The sequence below is a fragment of the Hoeflea sp. genome, assembly GCF_984452065.1.
This window is the reverse complement of record NZ_CFHWAF010000014.1, coordinates 24,459-48,301: the sequence shown is the minus strand read 5'-3', so window position 1 is coordinate 48,301 and position 23,843 is coordinate 24,459. Positions and strand designations below refer to the sequence as shown.

24 protein-coding genes are annotated in these 23,843 nt (G+C 61.6%); 20 read left to right on the top strand and 4 right to left on the bottom strand.

Annotation, left to right across the window (positions count from 1 at the left end; genetic code table 11):
* The 13 genes from AC5E6N_RS04835 to AC5E6N_RS04775 all read left to right on the top strand — a co-directional run.
* Positions 1-381 (top strand): (2Fe-2S)-binding protein (locus AC5E6N_RS04835; RefSeq protein ID WP_491746750.1); only part of this gene is annotated, 381 nt, incomplete at its 5' end.
* On the top strand, positions 378-719 hold the full coding sequence (locus tag AC5E6N_RS04830) for a RidA family protein (RefSeq protein WP_491746749.1): 342 nt from the start codon (positions 378-380) through the stop codon (positions 717-719). The genes AC5E6N_RS04835 and AC5E6N_RS04830, both read left to right, overlap by 4 nt.
* Positions 720-1,030: 311 nt before the next feature.
* Complete coding sequence (locus AC5E6N_RS04825) at positions 1,031-3,103, top strand: elongation factor G (RefSeq protein WP_491746748.1); 2,073 nt, start codon at positions 1,031-1,033, stop codon at positions 3,101-3,103.
* Between the two features lie 119 nt (positions 3,104-3,222).
* Entirely contained in the window at positions 3,223-4,350 is a 1,128-nt protein-coding gene (locus AC5E6N_RS04820; protein WP_491746747.1) for a hypothetical protein, read from the top strand.
* Between the two features lie 127 nt (positions 4,351-4,477).
* On the top strand, positions 4,478-6,448 hold the full coding sequence (asnB, locus tag AC5E6N_RS04815; RefSeq protein ID WP_491746746.1) for an asparagine synthase (glutamine-hydrolyzing): 1,971 nt from the start codon (positions 4,478-4,480) through the stop codon (positions 6,446-6,448).
* Positions 6,449-6,465: 17 nt separating this feature from the next.
* Positions 6,466-6,729 carry an acyl carrier protein gene (locus AC5E6N_RS04810; RefSeq protein WP_491746745.1) on the top strand — a complete coding sequence of 88 codons (264 nt, stop codon included), beginning with the start codon at positions 6,466-6,468 and terminating at the stop codon, positions 6,727-6,729.
* Between the two features lie 33 nt (positions 6,730-6,762).
* Complete coding sequence (locus tag AC5E6N_RS04805) at positions 6,763-8,316, top strand: class I adenylate-forming enzyme family protein (protein WP_491746755.1); 1,554 nt, start codon at positions 6,763-6,765, stop codon at positions 8,314-8,316.
* Positions 8,313-9,359 carry an NAD(+) synthase gene (nadE, locus tag AC5E6N_RS04800; protein ID WP_491746744.1) on the top strand — a complete coding sequence of 349 codons (1,047 nt, stop codon included), beginning with the start codon at positions 8,313-8,315 and terminating at the stop codon, positions 9,357-9,359. The genes AC5E6N_RS04805 and nadE overlap by 4 nt, the downstream gene beginning before the upstream one ends.
* Entirely contained in the window at positions 9,356-10,420 is a 1,065-nt protein-coding gene (locus AC5E6N_RS04795; RefSeq protein ID WP_491746743.1) for a polysaccharide deacetylase family protein, read from the top strand. Before nadE ends, AC5E6N_RS04795 begins: the two co-directional genes overlap by 4 nt.
* Before the next feature lie 75 nt (positions 10,421-10,495).
* Positions 10,496-11,767, top strand: coding sequence for an aconitase X (locus tag AC5E6N_RS04790; protein ID WP_491746742.1), 1,272 nt, complete (start codon positions 10,496-10,498; stop codon positions 11,765-11,767).
* On the top strand, positions 11,764-12,204 hold the full coding sequence (locus AC5E6N_RS04785; RefSeq protein ID WP_491746741.1) for an aconitase X swivel domain-containing protein: 441 nt from the start codon (positions 11,764-11,766) through the stop codon (positions 12,202-12,204). Before AC5E6N_RS04790 ends, AC5E6N_RS04785 begins: the two co-directional genes overlap by 4 nt.
* Before the next feature lie 297 nt (positions 12,205-12,501).
* Positions 12,502-12,927, top strand: a complete 426-nt coding sequence (locus tag AC5E6N_RS04780) for an antitoxin Xre-like helix-turn-helix domain-containing protein (protein WP_491746740.1) — start codon at positions 12,502-12,504, stop codon at positions 12,925-12,927.
* Positions 12,924-13,604, top strand: coding sequence for an RES family NAD+ phosphorylase (locus AC5E6N_RS04775; protein WP_491746739.1), 681 nt, complete (start codon positions 12,924-12,926; stop codon positions 13,602-13,604). Before AC5E6N_RS04780 ends, AC5E6N_RS04775 begins: the two co-directional genes overlap by 4 nt.
* A 10-nt stretch (positions 13,605-13,614) precedes the next feature.
* Here the strand turns inward: AC5E6N_RS04775 and AC5E6N_RS04770 are convergent, their stop codons facing one another.
* Positions 13,615-14,970, bottom strand: coding sequence for a CoA transferase (locus AC5E6N_RS04770; RefSeq protein ID WP_491746738.1), 1,356 nt, complete (start codon positions 14,968-14,970; stop codon positions 13,615-13,617).
* A 76-nt stretch (positions 14,971-15,046) separates the two neighbouring features.
* Here AC5E6N_RS04770 and AC5E6N_RS04765 point away from each other — a divergent pair, with 76 nt between their 5' ends.
* The 5 genes from AC5E6N_RS04765 (at position 15,047) to AC5E6N_RS04745 (ending at position 19,521) form a co-directional block, all read left to right on the top strand.
* Positions 15,047-16,186, top strand: coding sequence for a citrate synthase (locus AC5E6N_RS04765; protein ID WP_491746737.1), 1,140 nt, complete (start codon positions 15,047-15,049; stop codon positions 16,184-16,186).
* A 142-nt stretch (positions 16,187-16,328) separates the two neighbouring features.
* Positions 16,329-16,769: a hypothetical protein gene (locus tag AC5E6N_RS04760; protein WP_491746736.1), complete on the top strand. Its 441-nt coding sequence runs from the start codon at positions 16,329-16,331 to the stop codon at positions 16,767-16,769.
* A gap of 124 nt (positions 16,770-16,893) precedes the next feature.
* Positions 16,894-17,487: a Spy/CpxP family protein refolding chaperone gene (locus AC5E6N_RS04755; RefSeq protein ID WP_491746735.1), complete on the top strand. Its 594-nt coding sequence runs from the start codon at positions 16,894-16,896 to the stop codon at positions 17,485-17,487.
* 47 nt (positions 17,488-17,534) lie between these two features.
* Positions 17,535-18,221 carry a response regulator transcription factor gene (locus AC5E6N_RS04750; RefSeq protein WP_491689922.1) on the top strand — a complete coding sequence of 229 codons (687 nt, stop codon included), beginning with the start codon at positions 17,535-17,537 and terminating at the stop codon, positions 18,219-18,221.
* Positions 18,196-19,521 carry a sensor histidine kinase gene (locus AC5E6N_RS04745; protein ID WP_491746734.1) on the top strand — a complete coding sequence of 442 codons (1,326 nt, stop codon included), beginning with the start codon at positions 18,196-18,198 and terminating at the stop codon, positions 19,519-19,521. Before AC5E6N_RS04750 ends, AC5E6N_RS04745 begins: the two co-directional genes overlap by 26 nt.
* Positions 19,522-19,561: 40 nt before the next feature.
* Here AC5E6N_RS04745 and AC5E6N_RS04740 read toward each other — a convergent pair whose 3' ends face one another.
* Genes AC5E6N_RS04740 through AC5E6N_RS04730 form a run of 3 tightly spaced genes read right to left on the bottom strand, consistent with a single transcriptional unit; the run spans position 19,562 to position 21,059 of the window.
* Positions 19,562-20,272 (bottom strand): DUF899 domain-containing protein, encoded by a 711-nt coding sequence (locus tag AC5E6N_RS04740; RefSeq protein WP_491746733.1) that lies wholly within the window; start codon positions 20,270-20,272, stop codon positions 19,562-19,564.
* A gap of 9 nt (positions 20,273-20,281) precedes the next feature.
* Positions 20,282-20,728, bottom strand: coding sequence for an SRPBCC family protein (locus AC5E6N_RS04735; protein WP_491746732.1), 447 nt, complete (start codon positions 20,726-20,728; stop codon positions 20,282-20,284).
* Positions 20,712-21,059 (bottom strand): ArsR/SmtB family transcription factor, encoded by a 348-nt coding sequence (locus AC5E6N_RS04730; RefSeq protein WP_491746731.1) that lies wholly within the window; start codon positions 21,057-21,059, stop codon positions 20,712-20,714. Before AC5E6N_RS04730 ends, AC5E6N_RS04735 begins: the two co-directional genes overlap by 17 nt.
* A 160-nt stretch (positions 21,060-21,219) precedes the next feature.
* Here AC5E6N_RS04730 and AC5E6N_RS04725 point away from each other — a divergent pair, with 160 nt between their 5' ends.
* On the top strand, positions 21,220-22,431 hold the full coding sequence (locus tag AC5E6N_RS04725) for a YbfB/YjiJ family MFS transporter (protein WP_491746730.1): 1,212 nt from the start codon (positions 21,220-21,222) through the stop codon (positions 22,429-22,431).
* A 121-nt stretch (positions 22,432-22,552) separates the two neighbouring features.
* Positions 22,553-23,842, top strand: coding sequence for a peptide antibiotic transporter SbmA (sbmA, locus tag AC5E6N_RS04720; RefSeq protein WP_491746729.1), 1,290 nt, complete (start codon positions 22,553-22,555; stop codon positions 23,840-23,842).
* Position 23,843: the final 1 nt, after the last annotated feature.

Sequence of the window (23,843 nt, the reverse complement as noted above, 5' to 3'; positions counted from 1 at the left end):
GCAAAGCAAAAGAAAGCTCGATTGGCCCGCGAACTGGCCGCACGGCCGTTCATTGATCGTGCATACCCTCCGTTTAGGCAAGCGCTTTCCCCCGCTGACGAGACAATTATCTGCCGCTGCGAGGAAGTGACTGCTGGCGACATACGTCGGTATGCCCAAATTGGCTGTCTAGGTCCTAACCAAACAAAGGCCTTCGGGCGTTGTGGCATGGGACCTTGCCAAGGTCGTTACTGTGGCCTTTCGGTGACTGAGCTCCTTGCGGAAGCAAATCAAACCGACCATGATGCAGTTGGATATTATCGCATCCGCGCTCCCCTCAAACCAGTTTCCCTGGGTGAACTCGCTTCACTCACCGAAACAAAAAAGGACTCGGTCTCATGATTGAACGCATGGAAATCAAACGCCGCATGAGCAAGATCGTAAAACACAATGGTGTCGTCTATCTATGCGGCCAGGTCGGTGATGGGGAGACTGTCACGGAACAAACCGAAGACTGTCTGTCGCGCATTGATCAGTTACTACAACAGGCCGGATCATCCCGGAAAAGTATCCTGCAGGCTATCGTTTGGCTCGCCGACATGGGCGATTTCGAAGAAATGAACGCGGTATGGGACGAGTGGATACCGGAGGGTTTTGCTCCAGCAAGAGCGTGTGGCGAGGCAAAAATCGCTCGCCCTGAATTGAAGGTTGAGATCATCATAACTGCCGCGGTCGAATAAGCGGTTTCCTCCCCGACTTGCCGCCAGATCGAATTGATCTGGCGGTTCTTCTTTTTGGTGCTTTCATGTTCGCGCGGGAGCTGGAGCGAGATGAGGTTCGCTTGAAACATTTGATGGCGGAAAATCGGTTCATTCGGCAAGGCGCGTCGCGCGCCGTACAGGATGGTGCGGCCGTGTCGATTCTTGCCGAGACGCGGCGGCCGATTTTCGCTACCATGAGTTCCGCATTGAGCGAATTGGCAGCAAAATATGCGCGAGGAGGCCGCCCAGGTAACACCCGTCGGGTGAAACGGTACGAAGGGAGGCAGCAGATGGGCAAAGACCAAGGAGAAAGTGCACGCGGCAGAGAAACCGGGCCCCGGTGCATAGCAATCGTCGGACCTTTTGGAAGCGGCAAGACAACGCTTCTGGAGGCCATATTGGCGCGCACGGGGGCCGTAGCGAGGCAGGGCAGTGTCGATCAGGGCAATACGGTCGGAGACAGCGTGCCCGAAGCACGCGCCCATGCCATGAGCGTTGAGGCCAATGTCGCCTCGACCGATTATCTGGGCGATCGCTATACATTCATTGATTGTCCGGGATCGGTGGAGTTTCTCAGCGAGGCGAACGGAGTGCTCGCCGGCGCGGATCTGGCGATTGTCGTCGCCGAGGCCGATGAAAAGAAACTTCCGGCCCTGCAGATCATCTTGAAGTCGCTTGAGGACCGTTCGGTCCCGCATTGTCTTTTCATCAACAAGATCGACAAATTCCAGGGCAGCATCCGCAGCCTTCTGAAGTCCGTCCAGCCGGCCTCCGGGGTGCCGCTGGTTGTCCGGCAGATACCCATCTGGAAGGGAGGGATCGCCACCGGATTTATCGATCTCGCTCTCGAGAGGGCCTATGTCTACAAGGAACACGCGACCAGCGAGGTCATTGACATACCGGGCGAGGAGCAGGCGCGCGAGGTGGAAGCCCGCTTTGAAATGCTCGAGCGGATCGCCGACTATGACGATGTGCTGATGGAACAATTGCTCGAGGACATCAATCCGGAGCAGGAGCTGGTGTTTGCCGATCTGGTCAATGAACTGCAGTTGGGCGAAATCTGCCCGGTTTTCATCGGATCGGCACAGCATGCAAACGGCATCTGGCGGCTGCTGAAGGCTTTGCGGCACGAAGCGCCCGGGATTGCGAGCACGCGTGAACGGCTTGGCCTCGACGGGGATGACAAGGGCCGGTCCCGTCTGCAGATACTCAAGACCTACTATACCGCCCATGGCGGCAAGCTCTCCGTGGCGCGCGTCCTGTCGGGACAGGTCGCCGAGGGCGATACCGTCATCCGTCCGGACGGCTCGCAGGCGCGTGTATCGGGCATGTCCGACCTTCTTGGATTGCAGGCCTCCAAACGCGGCCCCGCCGGGCCGGGAGAGACCGTCGCGCTTGCCAAGCTTGAGGGTGTGCTGACCGGCGAGACCGTCACCTCCGATGCCAAGCCGGCGGAAAACCTTATCGCACTGGATGCGCCGCAGCCGGTCATCGCCTTCCGGGTCGCGCCGAAGGAGCGCAAGGACGAAGTCAAGCTTTCAGCAGCCTTGCAAAGGGCTGTCGAGGAAGACCCTTCGCTGCATTTCACGCATAACCAGGACACGGGCGAGACTTTATTGGAAGGGCAGGGCGAGATGCACCTGCGCGTGGTGCTGGAGCGCCTTGAGGGAAAATACGGCATAGCGGCCGAGGCCGGCACGCCGACATTGCCCTATAAGGAGACGATCCGGCAACCCACCAGCGTGCGCGGCCGCCACAAGAAGCAGAGCGGCGGCCATGGCCAGTTCGGCGACGTTGTGGTCGAGATCAGGCCCTTGTCGCGCGGCGAAGGCTTCGTCTTCACCGACACGATCACCGGCGGCGTGGTGCCGAAGCAGTACATCCCGTCGGTTCGCGAGGGCATTCGCGACTATCTGCGCCAAGGTCCGCTGGGCTTCCCGGTCGTCGATGTCGCGGTCAACCTTTCAGACGGATCCTTCCATTCGGTGGACTCCTCCGATCAGGCCTTTCGCACTGCCGGTCAGATCGCCATGCGCGAGGGAATGCCGGCCTGCAAGCCGGTTCTGTTGGAGCCGATGTGCCGGGTGGACATTTTCTGCCCCAACGACACGACGGCGCGGATCAACGCCATTGTTTCGGGCCGGCGCGGCCAGTTGCTCGGCTTTGATGCCCGTCCCGGCTGGGACGGCTGGGATGTCGTCAATGCGGTGATGCCGGAAGCCGAGATGCAGGATCTCATCATCGAGCTGCGTTCGGCGACCGCGGGCGTAGCGACATTCAGCAAGGCCTTTGATCATCTCGCCGAGGTCACCGGCAAACAGGCCGATATGGTGCTGCGCAAGCACGGCTCCCAGGCTGCTTGACCGGTCGTGCGCTACAGCCTTGCAACGGCGTCACTGTGCCGCTTAACGCCAATTTAAGGCGGGATGCGGCAGAATATCCTTTTGCCTTGGCGCCGCATGGTGGGGATGAACCGACCGGTATGAGCATGTCCGAAGAAAAGCCCGGGCCCGATACGGGCATCCGGCCGCTTGAGCCGGACGATATCCCGGCAGTCGCGTCAATGTTTCAGAAGATCATGCTCGGCTCAAGGAAGCCGGCGCCCGCTTCGCTGGGTCAATGTCTTCGCGAAACCTTCCTTGATCACCCGGGGTTCGATCCGGAGCTGCCGTCGCGGGTCTATGTCGATACGACAGGCCGGATTGGCGGCTTTATCGGCGTGCTCGCGTCGCCCATGACCTTCCGGGGCGAACGCTTGCGCGCCGCCATCGCCGGTTCCCTGATGGTCGAAGACCCGGTGCAGAACCCGCTTGCCGGTGCGCGGCTGCTTCGCTCGGTCCGCTCGGGCTCTCAGGACCTGTCCATCAGCGAAACCGCCAATGACGTGTCCATGGGCATGTGGGAGCGGATGGGGGACAGCGCGGTCGCCGGATACAGCCTGCAATGGGTCCGGGTTTTTCGCCCCGCCGCCTTCGCGACGGCCATGGCATCGGACCGCATGGGCGCTGCGCGCCTGCTCGGTCCGGTCGCCGCCGTGACCGATCTCTCCGTGGGCCGCTTTATCGGCATGTCATCGGATAGTGCGCAGGCCAAACCAACGCGCCATAAGACATCGGTTATCAGCGGCAGCGCGCTTGCGGGCCTGATTGCGGAACTGGCGCAGGATTACGCACTGCGTCCCCAGTGGGACGACGACACGCTTGAATGGATGCTCGATCAGGCCGCGACAAAGCCACGCTATGGCGCCATGCGCAGCCACATCGTGCATACGCAAAGCGGCAGGGCGCTCGGATGCTATATCTATTATCTGCGTCCGGGCGGCGTTGCCTGGGTATTGCAGATCCTCGCACGCCCGAAAGCCCACGCGGCCGTGGTGGAAAGCCTGCTGGAGAACGCACGCGAAGCCGGAGCGGCCGCCATCAGGGGGCGCGTGCAGCCCGACACGATCGTTCCATTGATGCGGCGCAAGGCTTTTTTCGTCTGCAACGCATCGATGGTCGTCCACACCGCGCGATCCGACCTGCTTGATGCCGTCCATGCGGGTGACGCGCTGATAACCGGTCTCGCGGGCGAATCCTGGATCCGCCTGATCGGAAACCGGTTTACGTGAACCCGGCCATTCAGGTGAACAGATTGGCAACCTTTTTATGACATGATTTTCAAGGGGCTTCACCGCCGTGCCGTTCTCCCGTCCGGCCGGTGTGTTGTATTGCGTTTTACGGGGCTTGGAGGCGTATATGTGTGGCATAGCCGGGTATTTCGGTACCCCGGACACGCCTGTACCCGCTGAGGCGTTGCTGAAAGACATGATCGGCGCGGTCGCGCATCGCGGCCCGGACGAGCACGCGATCGTCGTCAAGCCCGGCATCGGTTTCGCGCATGCGCGTTTGAGCATCATAGACATTGCCGGCGGCAAGCAGCCCATGTCGAACGCCGACGGCACCGTCTGGCTGATATTCAACGGCGAGATTTTCAACCATATCGAATTGCGCCGGACGCTTGAGGCGCGGGGGCGTCGTTTCCGCACCAGGTCGGACACGGAAGTCATCCTGCATCTCTATGAGGAAAAGGGTCTGGACTGCGTCGACGATCTGAACGGCGATTTCAGTTTTGCGATCTTCGACAGCCGTCGCAACCGTCTGATGCTTGCCCGCGACCGAATGGGTGTGCGGCCGCTCTTCTACACCGGGCACAAGGGCTGTTTCTATTTTGCCTCCGAGGTCAAGGCGCTGCTCAAAGTGCCCGGCGTCAAGGCCGAACTCGACCCCTATGCCCTTGACGAGATTTTCACGCTGTGGTTTCCGCTTTCACCGCGCACGGCCTTCGGGAATGTTCGCGAACTGCCGCCCGGACATGTGCTCACGGCAACGCCTGACGGACAGTGCATCAGACCTTACTGGACGCTCAATTTCCCCGATGCCGACGGTGACGGCCCCCTTGGCGGACGCAGCGAAGCCGACATCGCCGAAGAATTGCGGGCGCTGCTCTTTGACGCGTCCCGCATCCGGTTGCGATCCGATGTGCCGGTCGGCGCTTATCTCAGCGGCGGCCTCGATTCCTCGATCATTACCGCTGCGGTCAAGCAGATTACGCCCGACGCGCTGCGAACCTTTTCCGTGACCTTCGAAAGCGATGAATTCGACGAGCGCGACGAGCAGCAGGAAATGGTGCGCGCGCTCGGAACGCGCCACGAGGAACTGGCGAGCAGCCTTGCCGATATCGGCCGGGATTTTCCCGCCGTCATCGCCCACACCGAAACACCTTTGCTGCGGACCGGCCCGGCGCCGCTCTTCGCGCTGTCCGGACTGGTGAACCGGGCGGGCTTCAAGGTGGTGCTGACCGGCGAGGGCGCCGACGAGGTGTTCGCCGGCTACGACATCTTCAAGGAGGCCAAGCTGCGCCGCTTCTGTGCCGCGCAGCCCGGTTCACGTTTCCGCACATTGCTTTATCGCCGGCTCTATCCCTATCTGCCGCAGTTGCAGAGCCAGTCGCAGTCCTCGCTCGCGGCATTTTTCAGCGCCGGTGGCGCAAGCCTCGACGATCCGCTCTATTCCCACCTGCCGCGTTTTCGCACGACCGCCGGAACGAAGCTCTTTCTGTCCCGTGACATGCGCGACCGGCTGGGCGACTATGACGCGCTGGCGGCGCTGCGCGAGAGCCTGCCGGCCGACTTCAGCCGCTGGCATCCCCTGTCACAGGCGCAATATCTCGAGTCCTCCTATCTTCTCCCGGGCTATATCCTTTCGTCTCAAGGCGACCGGATGTCGATGGCGCACTCGGTTGAAGGGCGCTACCCGTTCCTCGATCACAGGCTGGTGGAGTTCGCGGCGAACATCCCGCCGAAAATGAAGATCCGCGCATTGCGCGAGAAACATATTCTGCGCGAGGCGGTGCGCGATCTGCTGCCGGAAACCATAGCCGACCGTCCGAAGCAGCCCTACCGGGCGCCCGAAAGCCAGTCCTTCGCCGGTCCGCAGGCACCAGCCTATGTGGGCGCGCAATTGAGCCGGACCGCCATTGACGAAAACGGTTATTTCGATGCCGGTGCGGTGGAGAAGCTGCTTGCCAAGTGCCGCAAGCGCCCGCGTGTCGGAACACGGGACAATATGGCGCTTGTCGGCATCGTTTCGACCCAGCTTTGGCACAGCGAGTTTGTTGACGGCGGCAGGGCAAAGGTCGGGCGCGACCCGTCCCGTGCCGCCGCATAAGCACAGGAGCATTAACCATGCAGAACGATGTAACGTCCGAAATTCGCGAATTTGTCGTAGATAACTTCCTGTTTCGGGAAGATATGGACAGCGTGTCGGATTCTGAATCGTTGCTGGAAAACGGCCTGATGGACTCCACCGGGGTCCTCGAACTGGTCGCTTTTCTTGAATCGGATATCGGCATTGACATCCAGGACGATGAAATCGTGCCGGACAATTTCGATTCCATCGAGAAAATCTCCCGATATGCGAACGCCAAACTGGCAAAAAATAGCGGCTGATTGCAGCCGCAGACCGAGAACGAAAGCCCGATGATGCGTGTTGAGCAATATCTGAGGTCAAGCGCCGAGCATGACGAACACAAGGAAGCCGTCATTGCCGGCGCCGTTCGCATGACCTATGGCGAGGTCGATCGCGCCTCCGACCGGCTCGCCGCTGAGATGGCCCGCGCGGGCGTCAAGCGCCACGATCGCGTTCTCGTTTTCATGGACAACAGCTGGGAAGCCGTCGTCGCTTTGTTCGCGGTGTTCAAGGCGGGTGCGGTCCTGTCACCGATCAATCCGTCCACCAAGGCGGACAAGCTGGCCTATATCCTCAACAATTCCGGCGCCACGGCAATCGTCACGCAACGCCGGCTGACCGGCGTGACGGACGAGGCCGCGGAGCAGGCCCCCGCGCTGGCCGTCAGGATCGTGGCCGGTTGCGAGGATGCGGTTCCCGCGGGCTATCTCGGGTTTGAGGGGCTGATCGCGCGCCGGTCGGGCGTCGACCTGCCGTTTGCGGGCATCGTAACCGATCTCGCAATGCTGATTTACACATCCGGGTCGACCGGCTTCCCGAAGGGCGTGATGATGACCCATCAAAACGTCGATGCAGCCGCCGCTTCCATCACGACCTATCTGGAAAACACCGCCGACGACATCATCCTCAACGTGCTGCCGATCTCGTTCGACTATGGCCTCTATCAGGTGCTGATGGCTTTCAGGACAGGCGCGACGCTGGTGCTGGAAAAATCGTTCGCCTTTCCGCACGTGATCCTGAACCGGCTGAACGAAGAAAAGGTGACCGGCTTTCCCATCGTGCCGACCATGGCGGCGCTGATCCTGCGGATGAAGAGCCTCGAACCCGGCATGTTTCCGCATCTGCGCTACATTTCGAGCACCGGCGCGGCGCTTGCGCCGGCCGTCATTGAGAGGCTGCGCGCGCTTTTTCCCGCCGCGAGCATCTATTCGATGTATGGCCTGACCGAGTGCAAACGCTGCACCTGGCTGCCGCCGGACGAACTCGACCGGCGCGCCGGATCGGTGGGCATCGCCATTCCGGGGACCGAAGCCTATGTGGTTGACGACGACGGAGTGCCGCTTCCCGCCGGCAAGGTTGGCGAACTGGTCATTCGCGGCCCGCACGTCATGAAGGGCTACTGGCAGGACCCTGAGGCGACCGCCAGGGCGCTCAGGCCCGGGCGCTTTGACTGGGAGCGTGTGCTCCACACCGGCGATCTGTTCCATGCGGACGGGGACGGGTTTCTCTATTTCGTCGGCCGCAAGGACGACATCATCAAGACGCGTGGAGAAAAGGTCAGCCCCAAAGAGGTGGAAAACGTTCTCTACGCCATGCCGGAAATCAGCGAAGCCGCCGTGCTTGGCGTCTCCGACACCGTGCTGGGAAGCGCATTGAAGGCGATTGTGGTCGCCGCGCCCGGCGCAAACCCGACAGAAAAGGATGTCCTGCGGCATTGCGCCCGGCATCTTGAGGATTTCATGGTCCCGAAGCAGGTGGAGTTCCGGGCATCCTTGCCGAAGACCGATTCCGGCAAGATCAGCCGCCGCCTCCTTCAGGAAACGCTTGAGACAGGGGAATGTTCATGAGGCCGTCCGACCCGGGCATCGAGACACCGAGGGCGGAAGTCGGTGAGCAAAGCATTTCCGCGGGCTTTTCTTCTGCCTCTCTGCAACTGGATGCCGCCGCCGAAACAGACCGGATCGCCGATGCCGTCCGCGAGCAGGTCCTGCGCCGGTTGCGCAAGCGCGGCGTCGTCGTCGGCCTTTCCGGCGGGATCGACAGCTCGGTCACCACGGCTCTTTGCGTGAAGGCGCTGGGCCCGAAAAAGGTCGTCGCCATCCTGATGCCCGAAAAGGACTCCGAAGACGAAAGCCTGACGCTTGGCCGCCTCGTTGCAGCGGAACTCGGCATTGAAAGCGTGGTCGAGGACATCGAACCGATCCTGACGGCGGCCGGCTGCTATCGCCGCCGCGATGCGTTCATTCGCCGTATTGCGCCCGATTTCGGACCCGGCTGGGGCTGCAAGATCGTGGTTGCGAATGCCCTGGAGAGCAAGGGCATCAACCTGTCGTCGCTGGTGGTTCAGTCGCCTGAAGGCGAGCAACAGAAGCTGCGCATGCCGCTGGATGTCTATCAGGGCATTGTCGCCGCCGCGAACATGAAACAGCGGACCCGCAAACAGCTTGAATATTACCACGCCGACAGGCTCAATTACGCGGTCGCGGGAACGCCGAACCTGCTTGAGCTCGATCAGGGCTTCTTCGTCAAGAACGGCGACGGGGCGGCGGATTTCAAGCCGATCGCCCATCTTTACAAGAGCCAGGTCTATCAGCTTGCCGAATATCTCGCGGTTCCCGAAACCATCCGCCAGCGTCCGCCGACCACGGACACCTGGTCGCTGCCGCAGTCGCAGGAAGAGTTCTATTTCGCCTTACCCTACCAGCAAATGGATCTGTGCCTCTTCGGTCTGAACAACGGCGTCGCCAGGGAAGACGTTGCGGCAGCCGCTGGCCTTTCCACAGAGCAGGTCGAGCAGGTCTGGCGCGACATTGCCGCCAAGCGGCGGGTTGCCGACTACCTCCACAAGCCGCCGCTCCTGGTTCAGCCAAAGCCCGGGGGCGACGGATGATAGACAGCAAGGAACGACTGAGGAAACTCGTTTTCAAAGGTCTGAGCCTCAGCCGCCTGCCGCAGCTCCTCAAGCCCTTCCTCGGCGGACGCGGAGCGATCCTGATGCTCCACCGCGTCACCCGCGAACCGGGCACGAAATTCGGCTTCAACGACAATCTCGCCGTCGATCCGGCGTTCCTCGACCGGCTGATCGCCGACATGAAGGCGGACGGCTTCACATTCGTGTCCATCGACGAGGCGATCGCGCGAATGAATGATGAGGCCGATGACGAACGTTTTGCCGTCATCACACTGGACGACGGGTTCAAGGATAATCTGCTTGAGGCGCTGCCGGTCTTCGAGAAGCACCGGACGCCCTTCGTGATCTATGTTGCGCCGGGCTTGACCGACGGTGCCGTCGAGCCCTGGTGGGAGCTTGTCGAGGACTGTGTTGCACAGTGTACCGGCCAGGAGCTGAAAATGACGACGCCGGATGGCGTGCTCACCTTCGACTGCGCGTCCGACGATGCCAAGGTCGACGCCTTCGGCCGGATATGCACCCTGTTGTCCGAGGAAATTGCCGAGGAAGATCAGGCCGCCGCCGTGCGCAGCCTCGCCGACAGCGCGGGCGTCGACTGTGAGCGCTTTCACCGCAAACTGCTGATGGACTGGGATGATATCCGGACCATAGCGGCACATCCGCTGTGCACGATCGGCGCCCATACCGTTAATCACTACAATCTCAAACGCCTTCCGCAGGAGCAGGCCCGCTGGGAGATGGTCCATTCGGCCGATCTCCTGGAGGAGAAACTGGGCAAGCGCCCCAGGCATCTGGCCTATCCGTACGGTTTCGAAAAGGCCGTCGGCGCGCGCGAGGCGAAGATTGCCGAGGACGCCGGTTTCCTCTCGGCGCTGACGACACGGCACGGCATCATCCAAAAACAGCATGCCGGCCATCTGCATGCGCTGCCGCGAATCTCGGTCAATGGCCGCTTCCAGAACCTCGATTATCTCAGGACCATGCTGTCCGGCATCACCACGCCGATGACCAACAGGGGCCGAAAGGTCGTCACCGTCTGACCGGGTCACCGTTTCCGTCATTGGAATCTGCAATCATTCGGTTAATCTGATTGCGGCGATGACGGGAGGGAAGCGATGGCGTTGAGCCTCAGCGAAAGCGACAGGGCATGTCTTGCCGATGAAAACGGCGACATCGGGCGCTTCGCCATGCGGGTTGTCGTCAAGGCCGCCGAAATTCTCGGCGCCCGGCGGCTCATCGATGCGGCCTTCGCTCATGTCGATGCGTGCCATTACTACGGCACCGCGCACCTTGATTTTGTCCGCCGCTTTGCCGAAGCCGGCGCACGCTTTCCGATACCGGTCTGGACAAACACCATCCCCGTCAGCCTGCGCGATCCGGGCAACCGCGCCGACGCCGGCGCGCGCTTCAACGAGGAGGCGAGCCGCGTCGCCGGGCTCTACCGCGATCTCGGCTGCAGGCCGGTATGGACCTGCGCGCCCTACCAGATACCGGGAGGGCCGGGCCTTGGTGATCAGATCATAGGCTCCGAATCCAACGCGGTGGCCTATTACAACTCGGTTGTCGGCGCACGCACGAACAAATATGGCGACTTCCTCGACGTTTGTGCCGCCTATGTCGGCCGGGTGCCGCTCGCCGGCCTGCACACGAGGCAAGGAAGGCGGGGACAAATCGCCTTCGACATCTCCGCTCTGCCGGATGAACTGCGCCATACGGAGATGTTCTGTCATCTCCTCGGATATCTTGTCGGAACGCATGCCGGCTCCCGTATTCCGGTGATCCTCGGGCTGCCGACCGAGACGCCCGCCGACAGCCTCAAGGCGATCAGCGCCGCCGGTGCCGCCTCCGGCGGCGTGAGTATGTTCCACGCCGTCGGCGTCACGCCCGAGGCCGCGGACCGCGACCTGGCGTTTGATGGAAGAGAGCCGGAGGAGACCATCAAGGTGACGCCGGACATGGTGCGCGATGCGCTGCAATCGCTGTCAAGCGGTCGCGACGGGCCGCTCAACATGGTGGCGGTCGGCACGCCGCACTTTTCGGTGACCGAATTCGAACGGCTGGCGGGCCTGATCGACGGACACCGGGTCCATCCGGATGTGACCTTCTATGTCTCGACAAGCCGTTTTGTCGAGGAAGCGGCCGCCAGGAAGGGTTTCTTGGAGCCGCTCGTCGAAGCAGGGGTGGATATTCTGGTGGACACCTGCACCTATTTCTCACCCGCCGTGAAGGCCTGCCGCGGCCGGGTGATGACCAATTCGGCCAAATGGGCCTATTACGCGCCGGGCATGCTGGCGGTTGAAGTCGTGTTCGGCAGTCTTGCCGACTGTGTCCGCTCGGCGGTTGCGGGCGAGGTTGTTCGGGCCGCGCGGTCGGTGGCGGACATATGACGGGCAACGGGGCGACAACCGCGTGCGCCGTCAAGGCCCGTGTGCTGCATTCCGGCGAGGCAAGGGGCGACGTGCTTGTCCTCGACGAGCCCTTGAGCTTCTGGGGCGGTTTTGATCCGGTCAGCGGCAGGATACTTGACAGGCATCATCCGCAGGCCGGACTGTCCGTGACCGGAAAAATCATTGTCATGCCGGCGAGCAGGGGATCGGCCGGAACGCCGGCGGGCGTGGCCGAAAGCATCCGTCTGAAAACCGGCCCCGGCGCGATCGTTTTGCGCCGCCGTGACGTGAACATTGCCGTCGGCGCGCTTGTCGCCTGTGAACTCTATGGGCAATGCGTGCCGGTGCTCGTCGTGTCGGATGAGGACTACGGCCGGTTCATCTCCGGCGCGGTTGCGCATATCGATGCCGGCGGGATGATCAGCATCGGCGATTAAGCCGGGCCGGGGGGCGGTGGTTTGAACCGTATGCCAAGACACATTGCATCATTTTGTGAACGGTGTCCCGCGCCGATTGTGGAGATCGTATCAAGATACTGAAAACAAATCATAATACACATTCACCCGATGCGAATTCGGCGCGCCTCTATCCGATCGTCCGATACCGGCCACAATCCTGACACGTGAAATTTGTTGCATGCCGGCATCAGCGGCCAATGGTTGCAAAACAACGGTTTGTCACTTGAAATTTGCCATTAGGCAATGTATATTAAGCCATATGGCAAGGATTTGATCATGGCACTTCAACCCGTCCAGCAGGAGTTTGCCGGTCCCGGCGCGGGACTGTCCGCCTATGACGACGACCGTATCGCTGGTGTTGCGGCCAAGGCCTACACCCGCATCGTCGTCGCCTGGAAGCTCAACAACAAGAGGGCCGCCGAACTGATCGCGGTGAGCCCGCGCACCTGGGCGCGCATGAAGACGGGCGAGTGGTCCGGCAGGCTGAGCCGGGATCAGTTGCTGCGTGTCAGCGCGATCAGCGGCCTTTACAAGGCGCTTCACCTCTATTTTGGCGATGCGCTGGCCGACCGCTGGATCGGATTGCGCAACACCGGTCCGCTCTTTTCCGGCCAGGCGCCGGTCGAGGCGATGATTGACGGCGGGCTGCCGGCCATCATGGAAACGCGCAACTATGTGGACGCCCTGCGGGGCGGGGCGTGACGCCGCCGCTGACGACGATCTGCCAGCAGGCAACCGTCCGTCTTGTTCCGACCGCCTATTACAAACCGCCCGTTCTCGCGCCGCTTGTCGACGATGAGGAGGAACTGGCGATCCTGGCCGAGATCGAGGGTCTGACCAACCGCAGGCTGCGCGCCCAAAGCACCGGTCTGCCAGGCCTTGACCCGCGCGAACTCGCCTTCAACGTCTGGGGCCAGTCCTATATCAATGCCGCTTTTGCCTATACGCGCACGGGCGGCAACCGCTTTAACGACGCCAGCCGCGGCGCATGGTATTGCGCCTTCGACGATCTGACGGCGATCGAGGAGGTTGCGTTCCACAAGACCCGCGAACTCAAAGCCATCGGCGTCTTTGAGGAGGAAACGGTCTATCAGAGTCTGCTTGCCGGATTTGTCGGCGATTTCCACGATCTCCGCGGATCGGAGGACAAGCCCCCATGCCTGGGAGAGGACCCGGAAACGGCCTATCCCGAGGGACAGGCCTTTGCCGCACGGCTGCGCGAGGGCGGCTCGCGCGGCATCATTTATCCTTCCGTCAGGCAGACGGGCGGAACCTGTCTCGTCGCTTTTCATCCCCATCTCGTCCAGAATGTGCGGCCGGGCGCCCGCTGGCGGTTGATCTGGGACGGCTCGGCGGACTACACGGCCGCCGCCGATTAGAGTACCCGCATCAGCGCCAGCTGGCCTCGGCCGACCGCAGGGCCCCGGCGGGATAATCCCAACCATGTTCAACGCCGGCGATCGAAAGCGGAAAGCGAACGCGTTTTGCCGCGCCCCAGCATGTCGGCTCATCCTGCGGGTCGATGTCGTCAAAGGTTTCCGGTTCTATCGAACCGGTGACGACCGGCCTCTTCGTCCGGCTCAGAAGATGCGCCACACGCGCCAGCGACAGCCGCGCCGACCATAGCTCACCCGTCCGTGTCCGGGCATCCAGCGCGTGCAGCACGGCGGCGGCAAGAAGATAGCCGGTCGCGTGGTCGAGCGCCTGGACCGGCAGCGGGACCGGCTTTTCAGCGCCGCTGACGCTCATTCCGTGGTGGGCGATGCCGCAGCTCATCTGCACAAGGCTGTCGAAACCCCGTCGCCCGGACCAGGGCCCGGACCATCCATAGGCGCAATGGCTGACATCGATCAGCGCCGGATTGATCCGCGACAAGGTTTCCGCGTCATATCCGAGATTGGCGAGCGCGCCCGGCCGGTACCCGTGCAACAGCACATCTGCGCTCGCAAGCAGCGTCTCGAAGATGGCCCGGTCCGCCGTGGATTTCAGATCGAGACCGGCACACCGCTTGCCGAGCGTGACTTCCGGGACAACGCCGGGCTCATCCCAGTCCCCGGGATCGATCCGCAGGACATCCGCGCCATAGGCGGCGAGGAACCGGCCCGCCACCGGGCCTGCCAGAACCCGTGTCAGATCGAGCACCCGCACGCCTGAGAGCGGGCGGCCCGGCATGGGCCGCCGCCTTACGGATGTAGTGCCGCGGCTTTGCCAGATCACCAGCGGCTCGGAGGCGACGGCTTTGCCCTGCGGATGGACCGCCCAATCGTCAAGGCTCCGCATCTCAGCGGCGCAGCCGCCGGCCGCGACAACCGCCGCCTCAAGATCGCCGGCTGTCCAGCCTTCGAGCGCCCGCGCGACGGCGTCGCGGCCTTCACCCGCGCCGAGAACCCGCAGCGCCGCGTTTCGGTGGTGCGGCGCGTTTGTATGCAGGCGGACCCATCCGTCCTTCGCCCTGTAGTCTCCGGCGATCGGATCCCATGGCGACGGCACGGTCCAGCCCTGCGGCCGCAAGGTCATATCGAACCAGAAGGACGCCAGGCGGCGGTCGACAGTGACCGAGGGCGCCATCGCCTCGCCATCAGCCATGAATTGCGCCAGTTTGAGCCCGGCCGCACCGATTGTGGCGACGGCCAGATCGCTGACGGCAAAACACGAGGGCAGTTCGCCGGCTCCGGTGATTGCAATATCCGGCATGTCATCTGGCGGAAAGGCAGTGTGGATCTCGTCGATCAGGGACATGGCCATGAAACACCTCTTTGTTGAATCGGCGCGAATACACGCGTCAATTGACAACGGGTCAATCTTGATCAAGATAATCAATATGAAAAATCTGTCTGACGGCGACTATTGCACGGTCACCGCGCCGCAGGCCTGCGACCGGCTCGCCATCGCGCCCGACACGCTCTATGCATATGTCAGCCGCGGCCTCGTGCGCACCATCGCCCATCCCGAGGACGCCCGCCGAAGCCTCTATGACCGACGTGATATCGAGGCGCTTCTTTTGCGCAAGGGCAGGGGACGCTCGCGCCGGGCGGTTGCCGAATCCACGATCAACTGGGGTGAGCCCGTCCTGACCTCCAGGATCACCCGCATTGCCGACGGACGGTTCTACTATAAGGGGCGGGATGCGGTGGACCTGTCCCGCACGCAAACGCTTGAAGATATTCTGTTTCTCCTCGCGGGCGTGCGCTGCAGGCCGGCAGAGATCGAAACCCGGCGCGGTCCGGAAAAGCTGGCGGACCGGCCGTTCGACCGCATTGTGCAGATGATGTCGTCACAGGTTGTTTCGGGCAAAACAGGCGATGGCAGGCCGCGCGCTGGCGTTGTGATGGGGCAGACCGCACTTGCCGCTGCCGGTACCGCCGCCTCGTCTGGCGGTCCGATCCACGAACTGCTGGCCTCGTTCTGGTCGGCGGAACCTGGCGCGGCCGGCATTCTGAGACGGGCGCTGGTTCTGTGCGCCGATCACGAACTCAACGCATCGGCCTATGCGGCCCGTGTCGCCGCCTCCGCCGGAGCGAGCGTTCCCGCATCGCTGCTTGCCGGCCTTGCGACCTTGTCCGGCACAAGGCATGGCGGTCTGACATTGCGCTGCCATGCCTGGATGGACCGCGTGGAAAGCGACGGGTCGGATTCCACATCGGTCCTCATGCCGAAAGGCCAGCCGCCGCCTGGCTTTTCCCATCCGCTTTATCCCGAAGGCGATCCGCGGGCCGCCGAAATTCTCGCTCACCTGCCGGTTTCGCGGATGTGGCGACGGCGGGTGACGCGCATCGCCGAAGAGTCGGGCGCTCACCCCGGTCTCGATTTCGCGTTGGCGACGCTTGAGCGCCTCCTGCGGTTGCCGGACGGGGCGGCGCTGGCGATTTTCGCCGTCGGAAGGACGGCCGGCTGGCTCGCGCATATCTTCGAGCAACGCCGAAGCGGGCGGCTGATCCGGCCCCGCGCCGCGGATCGCTAGCCGCAGCCCCGGTCAAGGCCCGGTGCTTTACAAAACTTTACGTAGAGGAAAAACAGGCGCAACGCAGGGCGTCTAACCTGTGTCCCGTGATCAATTTCAAATTGCCCGGCCGTGGCCGGCCGCTTTCACGGGAGTGAAGATCATGAACCACAGATTGTCATTGTCCAAAATCCGCCTGATCTGCTTCGGCGGATACTGCCTCATCCTTCTCGTTCTGTATTCCACCGCGGCTCCCGCCCAGGAGCGGCTGGACGCGAGTGGAGGGTTTTCCCATGAGAGGATCGAAATAATGGCGCAGGAACTCGACCTGACCGAAGACCAGCGCAAGGCGCTGTTGCCCATCATGCAGCGTTACGGCGAAGAAACGCGCGCAATGCTCGAGAATTACGGCGTCGATCTGAAAGCCGGCGAGCGCCCGCCGGTCAGAAAACTCATGGCCATGCGCGCCGACGCGAAGAAGAACCGGGCGGCATTTGAACAAAGCGTCGCCGGCGTCCTTTCCACCGCGCAGATGGAAAAGTTCAGGACGTTGCAGGACGAGCAGCGCGCCGACATGCGCGCCCGTCTGAAAACAAGCAAATAACCCGTCGATCGGGTTTTACGTTTCTTTACGTTCCGGAAACACCCCGGAAAACCCGGCACCCCAGATAGCAGGAGAAGCCGACATTCACATCGCTGTCGGCCTCCATGAAGCAAGGAGCAAAACCATGTCTGACAATCAGCACAAACCGAACAACGGCCGCGCAAAAAGAGCCAACCGCATTGCGATCGCCGCCATCGTCGGTGCCGGTCTTACGGCCGGCAGCATTTTCGGCGTCCAGGCCGTTGCCCAGACCAAGACCTATGAACACATCAGGTTGCTGACGGCCGACAGGGGCGAGATGCGCGCGATTTCCTGGCGCGATCACCGCCGCAGCCGCTTCGCCAATATGACCGACACGGAGATCGAGGAGAAGATCACCCGTGCGGTCAAGCACCTCGCCATCGAGATCGATGCGACCCAGGAGCAGCAGGACAAGATCGTTGCCCTGGTGACGCCGGCGGTGATCAATATGAAAACCGTGCGCACCGAGATGCGCGGAACCGGTTGGGAACTCGGTTCGCTTCTGACCGCTGACGATGTCGACCCGCAGGCCATTGAGGAACTGAGGGCCGAAAAACTTGCAGAAGCGAACGAGATCAGCAAAGAGTGGGCCAATGTCGTAACCGAGGTCGCCATGGTGCTGAATGCGGACCAGCGCGAGACGCTGCGTGACCACATGGAGAACTTCCGTTCCAAGCGCGGCTGGTGGCGGCACTGAACGGACCGAATGGACAACCTGAAGAAAGCTCACAACTCGTTCTAGGCATGACCCAGCAGATCCTTCTTATCGAAGACGACAGTCGGCTTGCCGAAATGGTCAAGGACTATCTCGGCGAGTCCGATTTTGACGTCACCATTGCCGGCGCCGGCGCCGAAGGACTGGAACTTCAGCGCCAGCGCGGCTTCGATGCCGTTCTTCTGGATCTGATGCTGCCCGACATGGACGGGCTGGAGGTCTGCCGCGCCCTGCGCGCCGCCGACAAGGTTCCGATCCTCATGCTGACGGCAAAGGGCGAGCCGATGGACCGGATTGTCGGTCTGGAACTCGGTGCCGACGACTACCTGCCAAAACCCTTCGAGCCGCGTGAACTGCTGGCGCGCCTGCGGGCGATCCTGCGGCGCGGCAAGGGTGAGGAGCAGAGCAATGTCCTGCGCTTCGGCACGCTGGAGATCGATCCGCATGCCATGGAGGCACGCGTCGACGGCAAGGTCTGCACGCTGACGCCGCATCAGTTCAAGCTGCTTCACATCATGGCGCAAAGCGCCGGCCGCGTGCTCAGCCGCGACTACATCATGAATGCCCTCAAGGGCGAGGATTTGGCTGCGTTCGATCGCTCCATCGATGTCCATGTCTCGCGTATCCGTGCGGAGATCGAGGAGGACCAGAACCACCCGAGGCGGCTGATTACCGTAAGGGGAGCGGGCTATGTTTTTGCCCGTTCGCAGGACTGATGACGGCGCGTGCAACGGGCAGGCCGAGATGCTGAACCGCCGCCTCTATCTGCAAATCTATCTGACGCTGATCGCCAGCCTGGTGCTGATGGTGATCATTTCGGCCGTCTTGTGGAAGATCTTCGACGGGGATCGGGACGAACGGAGATTTTTTGACGTCGCCAGCGAACTGGTCGCCATGAGCCTTCCGCCCGCCGATACTCCGGCGGAACGGCAGCGCCAGGCCCTCGAGATGCTTGGCAAGGGCTTCAAGTTCGATGTCAGCCTGTATGACGCCGACCATCGCCTGATCGCCGCCTATGGAGAGGCAAAGGCTGTGCCGACGCGCCATGGCGATCAAAGCGGCTGGCGCCGTTCGCCGCATGGCCCGACATTGACCCTGGCTTTGCCCGACGGACGGATCCTTGTTGCCGACCGGCAGGATGAGGAGGACTTCAATCCGCTGCTCAGTCTTCTGGCCTTGCTGGTCATGGTCGCTCTTTGCGTGGGGATCGCGGCCTTTCCCCTGGTGCGCCGGCTGACAAGGCGGCTTGAGAAGCTGCAGCGCGGCGTCGAACGGATCGGCCAGGGCGATTTGAGCGCTCGCGTCGATGTTCGCGGCCGCGACGAGGTCGCCAAACTCGCAAAGAGTTTCAATGAGGCCGCCGAAAAGATCGAGAAGCTCATCGATGCGCACCGGCTGCTTCTGGCCAACGCCTCGCATGAACTGCGCACCCCGCTGTCGCGCATTCGCCTCGGGCTTGAGATGTCGAAGGGCGAACAGGACCCCAGGCGCCGGGCGGACCTGCAGCGCGATATCGCCGAGCTCGACAGCCTGATCGACGAGATTCTGCTGATGAGCCGGCTGGATGCGGGCGCCAATATCAACCTGTCCCAGACCATCGACCTGGTCGCCCTGGCGGCGGAGGAATGCGCGCGTTTTGAGGATTGCGAACTGTCGGGATCGGCACCGGAGATCACGGGCGATCCGCGGCTGCTGCATCGCCTGCTTGCCAATCTCCTGGAAAATGCACACAAGCACGGCGCACCGCCGGTGACCGTCGAGATCGGCCATGACGACACGCAGGTCTTCCTGACGGTCCGCGACACGGGGCCCGGCATTGCCGACAAGGACCGCGAAAAGGTCTTCCAGCCCTTCTACCGCGGTTCCGACAGGCAGAACGTCAACGGCTACGGTCTCGGCCTGCCGCTCGTGCGGCAGATCGCGCTCACCCACGGCGGATCGGTTGAAATCCTGCCACGTTCCGAGGCGCGCTCGGCCATTCGCATAGCCCTTCCGAAAAAATCGCCGGCCGGCTGACGCGAGCACGAAAAGGGCCGCCGAGGCGGCCCGTATCCCGTCAGCCTTTGCCGTATTCGTCCCGCAGCCTTACCCAGTCCATGGGGTAGGGCAGTGCGTCCTCGTTGCGGCCCATGGGGACGATGTCGAGATAGTGGTATGCGGCATTGAGCATGTCCAGCCCGCGCCCATAGGTCGAATAGGTGTGGAACACCCGCCCGTCGTCGCCCTTGTAGAAGACGCTGATGCCGGGGGCTTCATCGGCGGGAAACTGGCTCGGACGGTAATTGTAGCGGATCGTGTCGTTTTCGCGGGCTTCTTCGGTGAAGGAGACGTCGAAATCGTAGTTGAAATCACTCCCCATGGACGAAACCCATTCGAAGCTCCACCCCATGCGTTTCCTGAATGCGGTGAGCGTTTCGAGCGGCGCGCGCGAAACGGCCACGAGCATGACGTCGCGGGCCGCCAGATGCGCGATATTGCGGTCGAAATTATCGGCCCAGAAAGAACAGCTCTTGCAGCCGGCCTGCCAGTCGGGTCCGTACATGAAGTGATAGATGATGAGTTGACGGTGGTCGGCGAACAATTCCGGGAGCGCTTTCGGCCCGTTCTCGGTGATGAAGTCGTAGGGCTTCGTCACTTCCACCCAGGGCAGGTTCCGCCGCTCCTTGCTCAGGGCATCGCGTTCGCGGGTAAATGCCTTCTCCCGCTCCAGCAGCGCGACCCGCGCCTGCAGCCATTCGTCACGATCGACAATTGTGTGGTCCTGCATAACGATCTCCTATGCGAAAAGCGTGTCGAGACAGTTGAAACTCGATTGCCAGCCCATGCCGTGATTGTCGCGTGTCGAGGCTTCGGCAAAGCTGCGCTGATCCAGTGTCATCTTCGTACCGCCCTCCACCGCCTCGAAGGTGACGGTGACCTGTGTTTCCTCACCGCGCGTGCCGTCGGGCTGGCGCCAGGCCCAGGTGAAGACGAGGCGGTTCGGCCGGTCGATGGTCTTATAGACGCCGGAAACGAAATGCTCCCCGCCTTCGGCGTTGCGCATGGTCGTTTCCCATTCGCCGCCTTCGCGGACGTCGAGCACATGTTGGGGAATGGTCATGCCTTCCGGCCCCCACCATTGGACGAGCATGTCGGGATTGACCCATGCGTCGAAGACCTTTTCCGCAGGAGCGGCGATTGTGCGCTCGATTAGCAGTACCTGATCGTCAATCACGGTTGTCATCGTTGCTTTCCTCTTTGTCTTGATTGTCCTTCAGTGCCTTTTCCAGGCGGTCGAAGGATGTTTGCCAGAACCGGCGGTAGCGGCCGACCCAGTCGTCAACGCTGCGCAGGCTTTGCGGGCGAACGCGAAACGAGCGGAACTGCCGGTCGACACGCCTCTCTATGACGCCCGCTTCCTCCAGCACTTTCAGGTGACGGGAGATGGCGGGCTTTGAGATGTCGAACGGCTCCGCCAGCGATCCCGCCGTCTGATCGCCTTTCTCCAGAAGGTGTTCGACGATCGCAAAACGGGTCGGGTCGGACAGGGCGGAGAAGATCGTTTGCACGTTCATTATTTACCTCTTTAGTTAAATAACTATATTGTTAAATTATACGCACTGTCAAGCGGTGTGTTGCTGGTGCGACAATGTAAGGGCTCACGGGCACTGACGCGCTTGGTCAGTGTGTCGCGCCGGGCTTGCGCGTCGACCCGCAGGGTGACATAGGTCGCGCATGTATTCGGGCAATCAAAGCGCGCCGGCCGGCGCGGCTGCATCGGGTGACCGACCCTCCGTCGTCAGGCTCGCCGCAGGCGGCCTCATTGCGATGGCTGCCGCCATGAGCCTCGGGCGGTTTGCCTATACGCCTCTGCTTCCGGATCTGATGAAGGGGCTCAGCCTGACGCCGGCGGACGCCGGATTTATCGCGTCGGCGAATTACACCGGCTATCTGCTCGGCGCCATTCTCGCCGGCTATGGCTGGGCGGCCGGACGCGAGCGGCCCGTCTTCATAGTCGGCCTTTTTGCAACAACTGTTTTGCTTGCCGCGGTTCCCTTTGCCTCGGATGTCCTTGTCATTTCGGCCATTCGCTTTGCGTCGGGCATCGCCAGCGCGTTTGTCATGATTTTTGTCACGACAATCATATTCAGCCATTTTGACAGGGCCGGCCGGCCGGACTTGACGGCAGTGCATTTCGGCGGTGTCGGGCTCGGCATCGCCGTCTCGGCGGTGCTGCTGATGGTCCTGATCGCTTTCCAGACCGACTGGCGTACGGGCTGGTACACGACCGCAGCACTGGCGCTTATCGGATCGGTGGCCGCCATCATGCTCGTTCGCGCCGACCCGGTCAGGGATGCCGGCGACACCCGCGAACCGCCGCTGCAATGGGACCGGCGCCTTGTGGCAATCTCCTTGGCATATGGCCTCTTCGGCGTCGGTTACATCGTCACCGCCACCTTCCTTGTCGCCATTGTCCGTGGCGGCGGCGAGCAGACGATGGTTGAAGGCTGGGTGTGGCTCGTCACCGGCCTGGCCGCCGCGCCCTCGGTGTTTTTGTGGGCCCCGCTCAGTCGCCGGTTCGGTCTGGTGGCGACCTTTTCCGCCGGTTGCCTTGTGGAAGCCTTCGGCGTCGGGGCAAGCGTGTTGATCCCGGCGCCCGTCGGGCCCTTTGTCGGCGGCCTGCTTCTCGGGGCGACCTTCGTCGCCATCACCGCATACGGTCTGCAGATCGGTCGCGTTCTGGCGCCGCGCTCGTCGCGCCGGGCGCTGGCTGTGATGACGGCGGCCTTCGGCACCGGTCAGATTATCGGCCCGATCATTGCCGGTTATCTCGCCGACCTGTCAGGCGACTACACGTCCGGAAGCCTGGTCGCGGCGGCGGCGCTTGTCGCGGCCGCCTGTCTTGCCGTCTTTGCCGGCTCACACGCGCCGGGAACACAAAAGTGATATGTCGTGGCGATACGTCGGCCATATGTACTTGCCACATGCTATTTGTGTTAAGTGCAGCTTAGTTTGTGTGCCAGGCATGTCAAAGCCGCCAAAAGGCCAGTGAAGCGAGAATTAAAGCGTGTTCAGATCATTCTATCCCAATCCGAAAATCTTTTTTCCCGCCGCGGTTGCCTGGGCCCTTTTGTCAGCCCTTGTGTGGTACGTGTATGGTGAGAGTATCGGCAGGGCGATTGGTTTTGAACTGGCGGCGCCGGATGCACCGCCGGTGATTGGCGTACACTATTTCTGGACTTCCGACTTCCTGTGGTTTTATGTCTATTTCTTCGCCACGGCCGGTATATTTGCGGCGTCCTGTTACCGTCTCGCTCCCCATCCATGGTTCATCTGGTCCGTGATCGGTTCCGCACTGCTGATCTTTTCAACCTATTTTTCAGTTCAGGTTTCAGTCGCCCTCAACAATTGGCGTCGACCATTTTTTGATACGGTCCAGGAGGCCCTCAACGGCGGCGGTGACGTGACTGCTGCCGATCTCTTTGGCTTGCTGATGGTTTTTGCCCAGATAGCAAGCATTCACATTGCCGTGGCTGTTCTGACTGCCTATGGCGCCAGCCACTATGTGTTCAGGTGGCGTACGGCAATGAACAGCTATTATCTTCAGAAATGGCAGGATTTGCGACACATTGAAGGAGCCTCCCAGCGCGTTCAAGAGGATACGATGCGCTTCGCAAACATTGTCGAAAGTTTGGGCATCAGGCTGGTTGACGCCGTTATGACCTTGTTCGCTTTTCTTCCGATTTTGTGGGCGCTTTCTGACTATGTGACAGAATTACCCATAATAGGCGTGATACCGCATCCGTTGTTTACCGCCGCTATTTTCTGGTCGCTCTTTGGAACTTTCTTGCTGTTTGTTGTGGGGATACGGCTGCCAGGACTCGAGTTCAAAAACCAACGTGTGGAGGCGGCCTTTCGAAAGGAACTCGTTTACGGAGAAGACGATGAAAATCGCGCAAAACCGCCAACGATGGCACAGCTGTTCAACAATGTTCGCCGCAACTATTTTCGGCTCTACTTCAACTATATGTACTTTAACGTTGCGAGATATATGTATCTGCAGGCAGACAATATATTTGTGCTATGGTTGTTGATACCTACCATTGCAGCTGCCGCTATAACCTGGGGAATATTACAACAGATTATTGCAGCGTTCGGTCAGGTAAGCAATTCGTTTCAGTATCTTGTCAACTCCTGGACAACGATCGTGGACCTTCTGTCCATTCACAAGCGCCTGCAAGCCTTTGAGGCTGCAATTCGCCATCAACCGCTCTCCGAAATTGATGCGGCCTACCTGGCTCGAGTGACCACAAATGAGGACACAATAGCAGCGATCATCGAAGCGGATCGGCCATAGA

Bases quoted from the DNA above. Each gene is read 5' to 3' on its own strand.
- AC5E6N_RS04790 (WP_491746742.1), top strand. From the start codon at position 10,496: ATGGCGTTGAGCCTCAGCGAAAGCGACAGGGCATGTCTTGCCGATGAA.
- AC5E6N_RS04735 (WP_491746732.1), bottom strand. From the start codon at position 20,728: ATGACAACCGTGATTGACGATCAGGTACTGCTAATCGAGCGCACAATC.
- AC5E6N_RS04740 (WP_491746733.1), bottom strand. From the start codon at position 20,272: ATGCAGGACCACACAATTGTCGATCGTGACGAATGGCTGCAGGCGCGG.
- AC5E6N_RS04755 (WP_491746735.1), top strand. From the start codon at position 16,894: ATGTCTGACAATCAGCACAAACCGAACAACGGCCGCGCAAAAAGAGCC.
- AC5E6N_RS04830 (WP_491746749.1), top strand. From the start codon at position 378: ATGATTGAACGCATGGAAATCAAACGCCGCATGAGCAAGATCGTAAAA.
- AC5E6N_RS04780 (WP_491746740.1), top strand. From the start codon at position 12,502: ATGGCACTTCAACCCGTCCAGCAGGAGTTTGCCGGTCCCGGCGCGGGA.
- AC5E6N_RS04750 (WP_491689922.1), top strand. From the start codon at position 17,535: ATGACCCAGCAGATCCTTCTTATCGAAGACGACAGTCGGCTTGCCGAA.
- AC5E6N_RS04825 (WP_491746748.1), top strand. From the start codon at position 1,031: ATGGGCAAAGACCAAGGAGAAAGTGCACGCGGCAGAGAAACCGGGCCC.
- AC5E6N_RS04725 (WP_491746730.1), top strand. From the start codon at position 21,220: ATGTATTCGGGCAATCAAAGCGCGCCGGCCGGCGCGGCTGCATCGGGT.
- AC5E6N_RS04805 (WP_491746755.1), top strand. From the start codon at position 6,763: ATGCGTGTTGAGCAATATCTGAGGTCAAGCGCCGAGCATGACGAACAC.
- AC5E6N_RS04730 (WP_491746731.1), bottom strand. From the start codon at position 21,059: ATGAACGTGCAAACGATCTTCTCCGCCCTGTCCGACCCGACCCGTTTT.
- nadE (WP_491746744.1), top strand. From the start codon at position 8,313: ATGAGGCCGTCCGACCCGGGCATCGAGACACCGAGGGCGGAAGTCGGT.
- AC5E6N_RS04765 (WP_491746737.1), top strand. From the start codon at position 15,047: ATGAAAAATCTGTCTGACGGCGACTATTGCACGGTCACCGCGCCGCAG.
- asnB (WP_491746746.1), top strand. From the start codon at position 4,478: ATGTGTGGCATAGCCGGGTATTTCGGTACCCCGGACACGCCTGTACCC.
- AC5E6N_RS04745 (WP_491746734.1), top strand. From the start codon at position 18,196: ATGTTTTTGCCCGTTCGCAGGACTGATGACGGCGCGTGCAACGGGCAG.
- AC5E6N_RS04810 (WP_491746745.1), top strand. From the start codon at position 6,466: ATGCAGAACGATGTAACGTCCGAAATTCGCGAATTTGTCGTAGATAAC.
- AC5E6N_RS04770 (WP_491746738.1), bottom strand. From the start codon at position 14,970: ATGGCCATGTCCCTGATCGACGAGATCCACACTGCCTTTCCGCCAGAT.
- AC5E6N_RS04760 (WP_491746736.1), top strand. From the start codon at position 16,329: ATGAACCACAGATTGTCATTGTCCAAAATCCGCCTGATCTGCTTCGGC.
- AC5E6N_RS04820 (WP_491746747.1), top strand. From the start codon at position 3,223: ATGAGCATGTCCGAAGAAAAGCCCGGGCCCGATACGGGCATCCGGCCG.
- AC5E6N_RS04785 (WP_491746741.1), top strand. From the start codon at position 11,764: ATGACGGGCAACGGGGCGACAACCGCGTGCGCCGTCAAGGCCCGTGTG.
- AC5E6N_RS04795 (WP_491746743.1), top strand. From the start codon at position 9,356: ATGATAGACAGCAAGGAACGACTGAGGAAACTCGTTTTCAAAGGTCTG.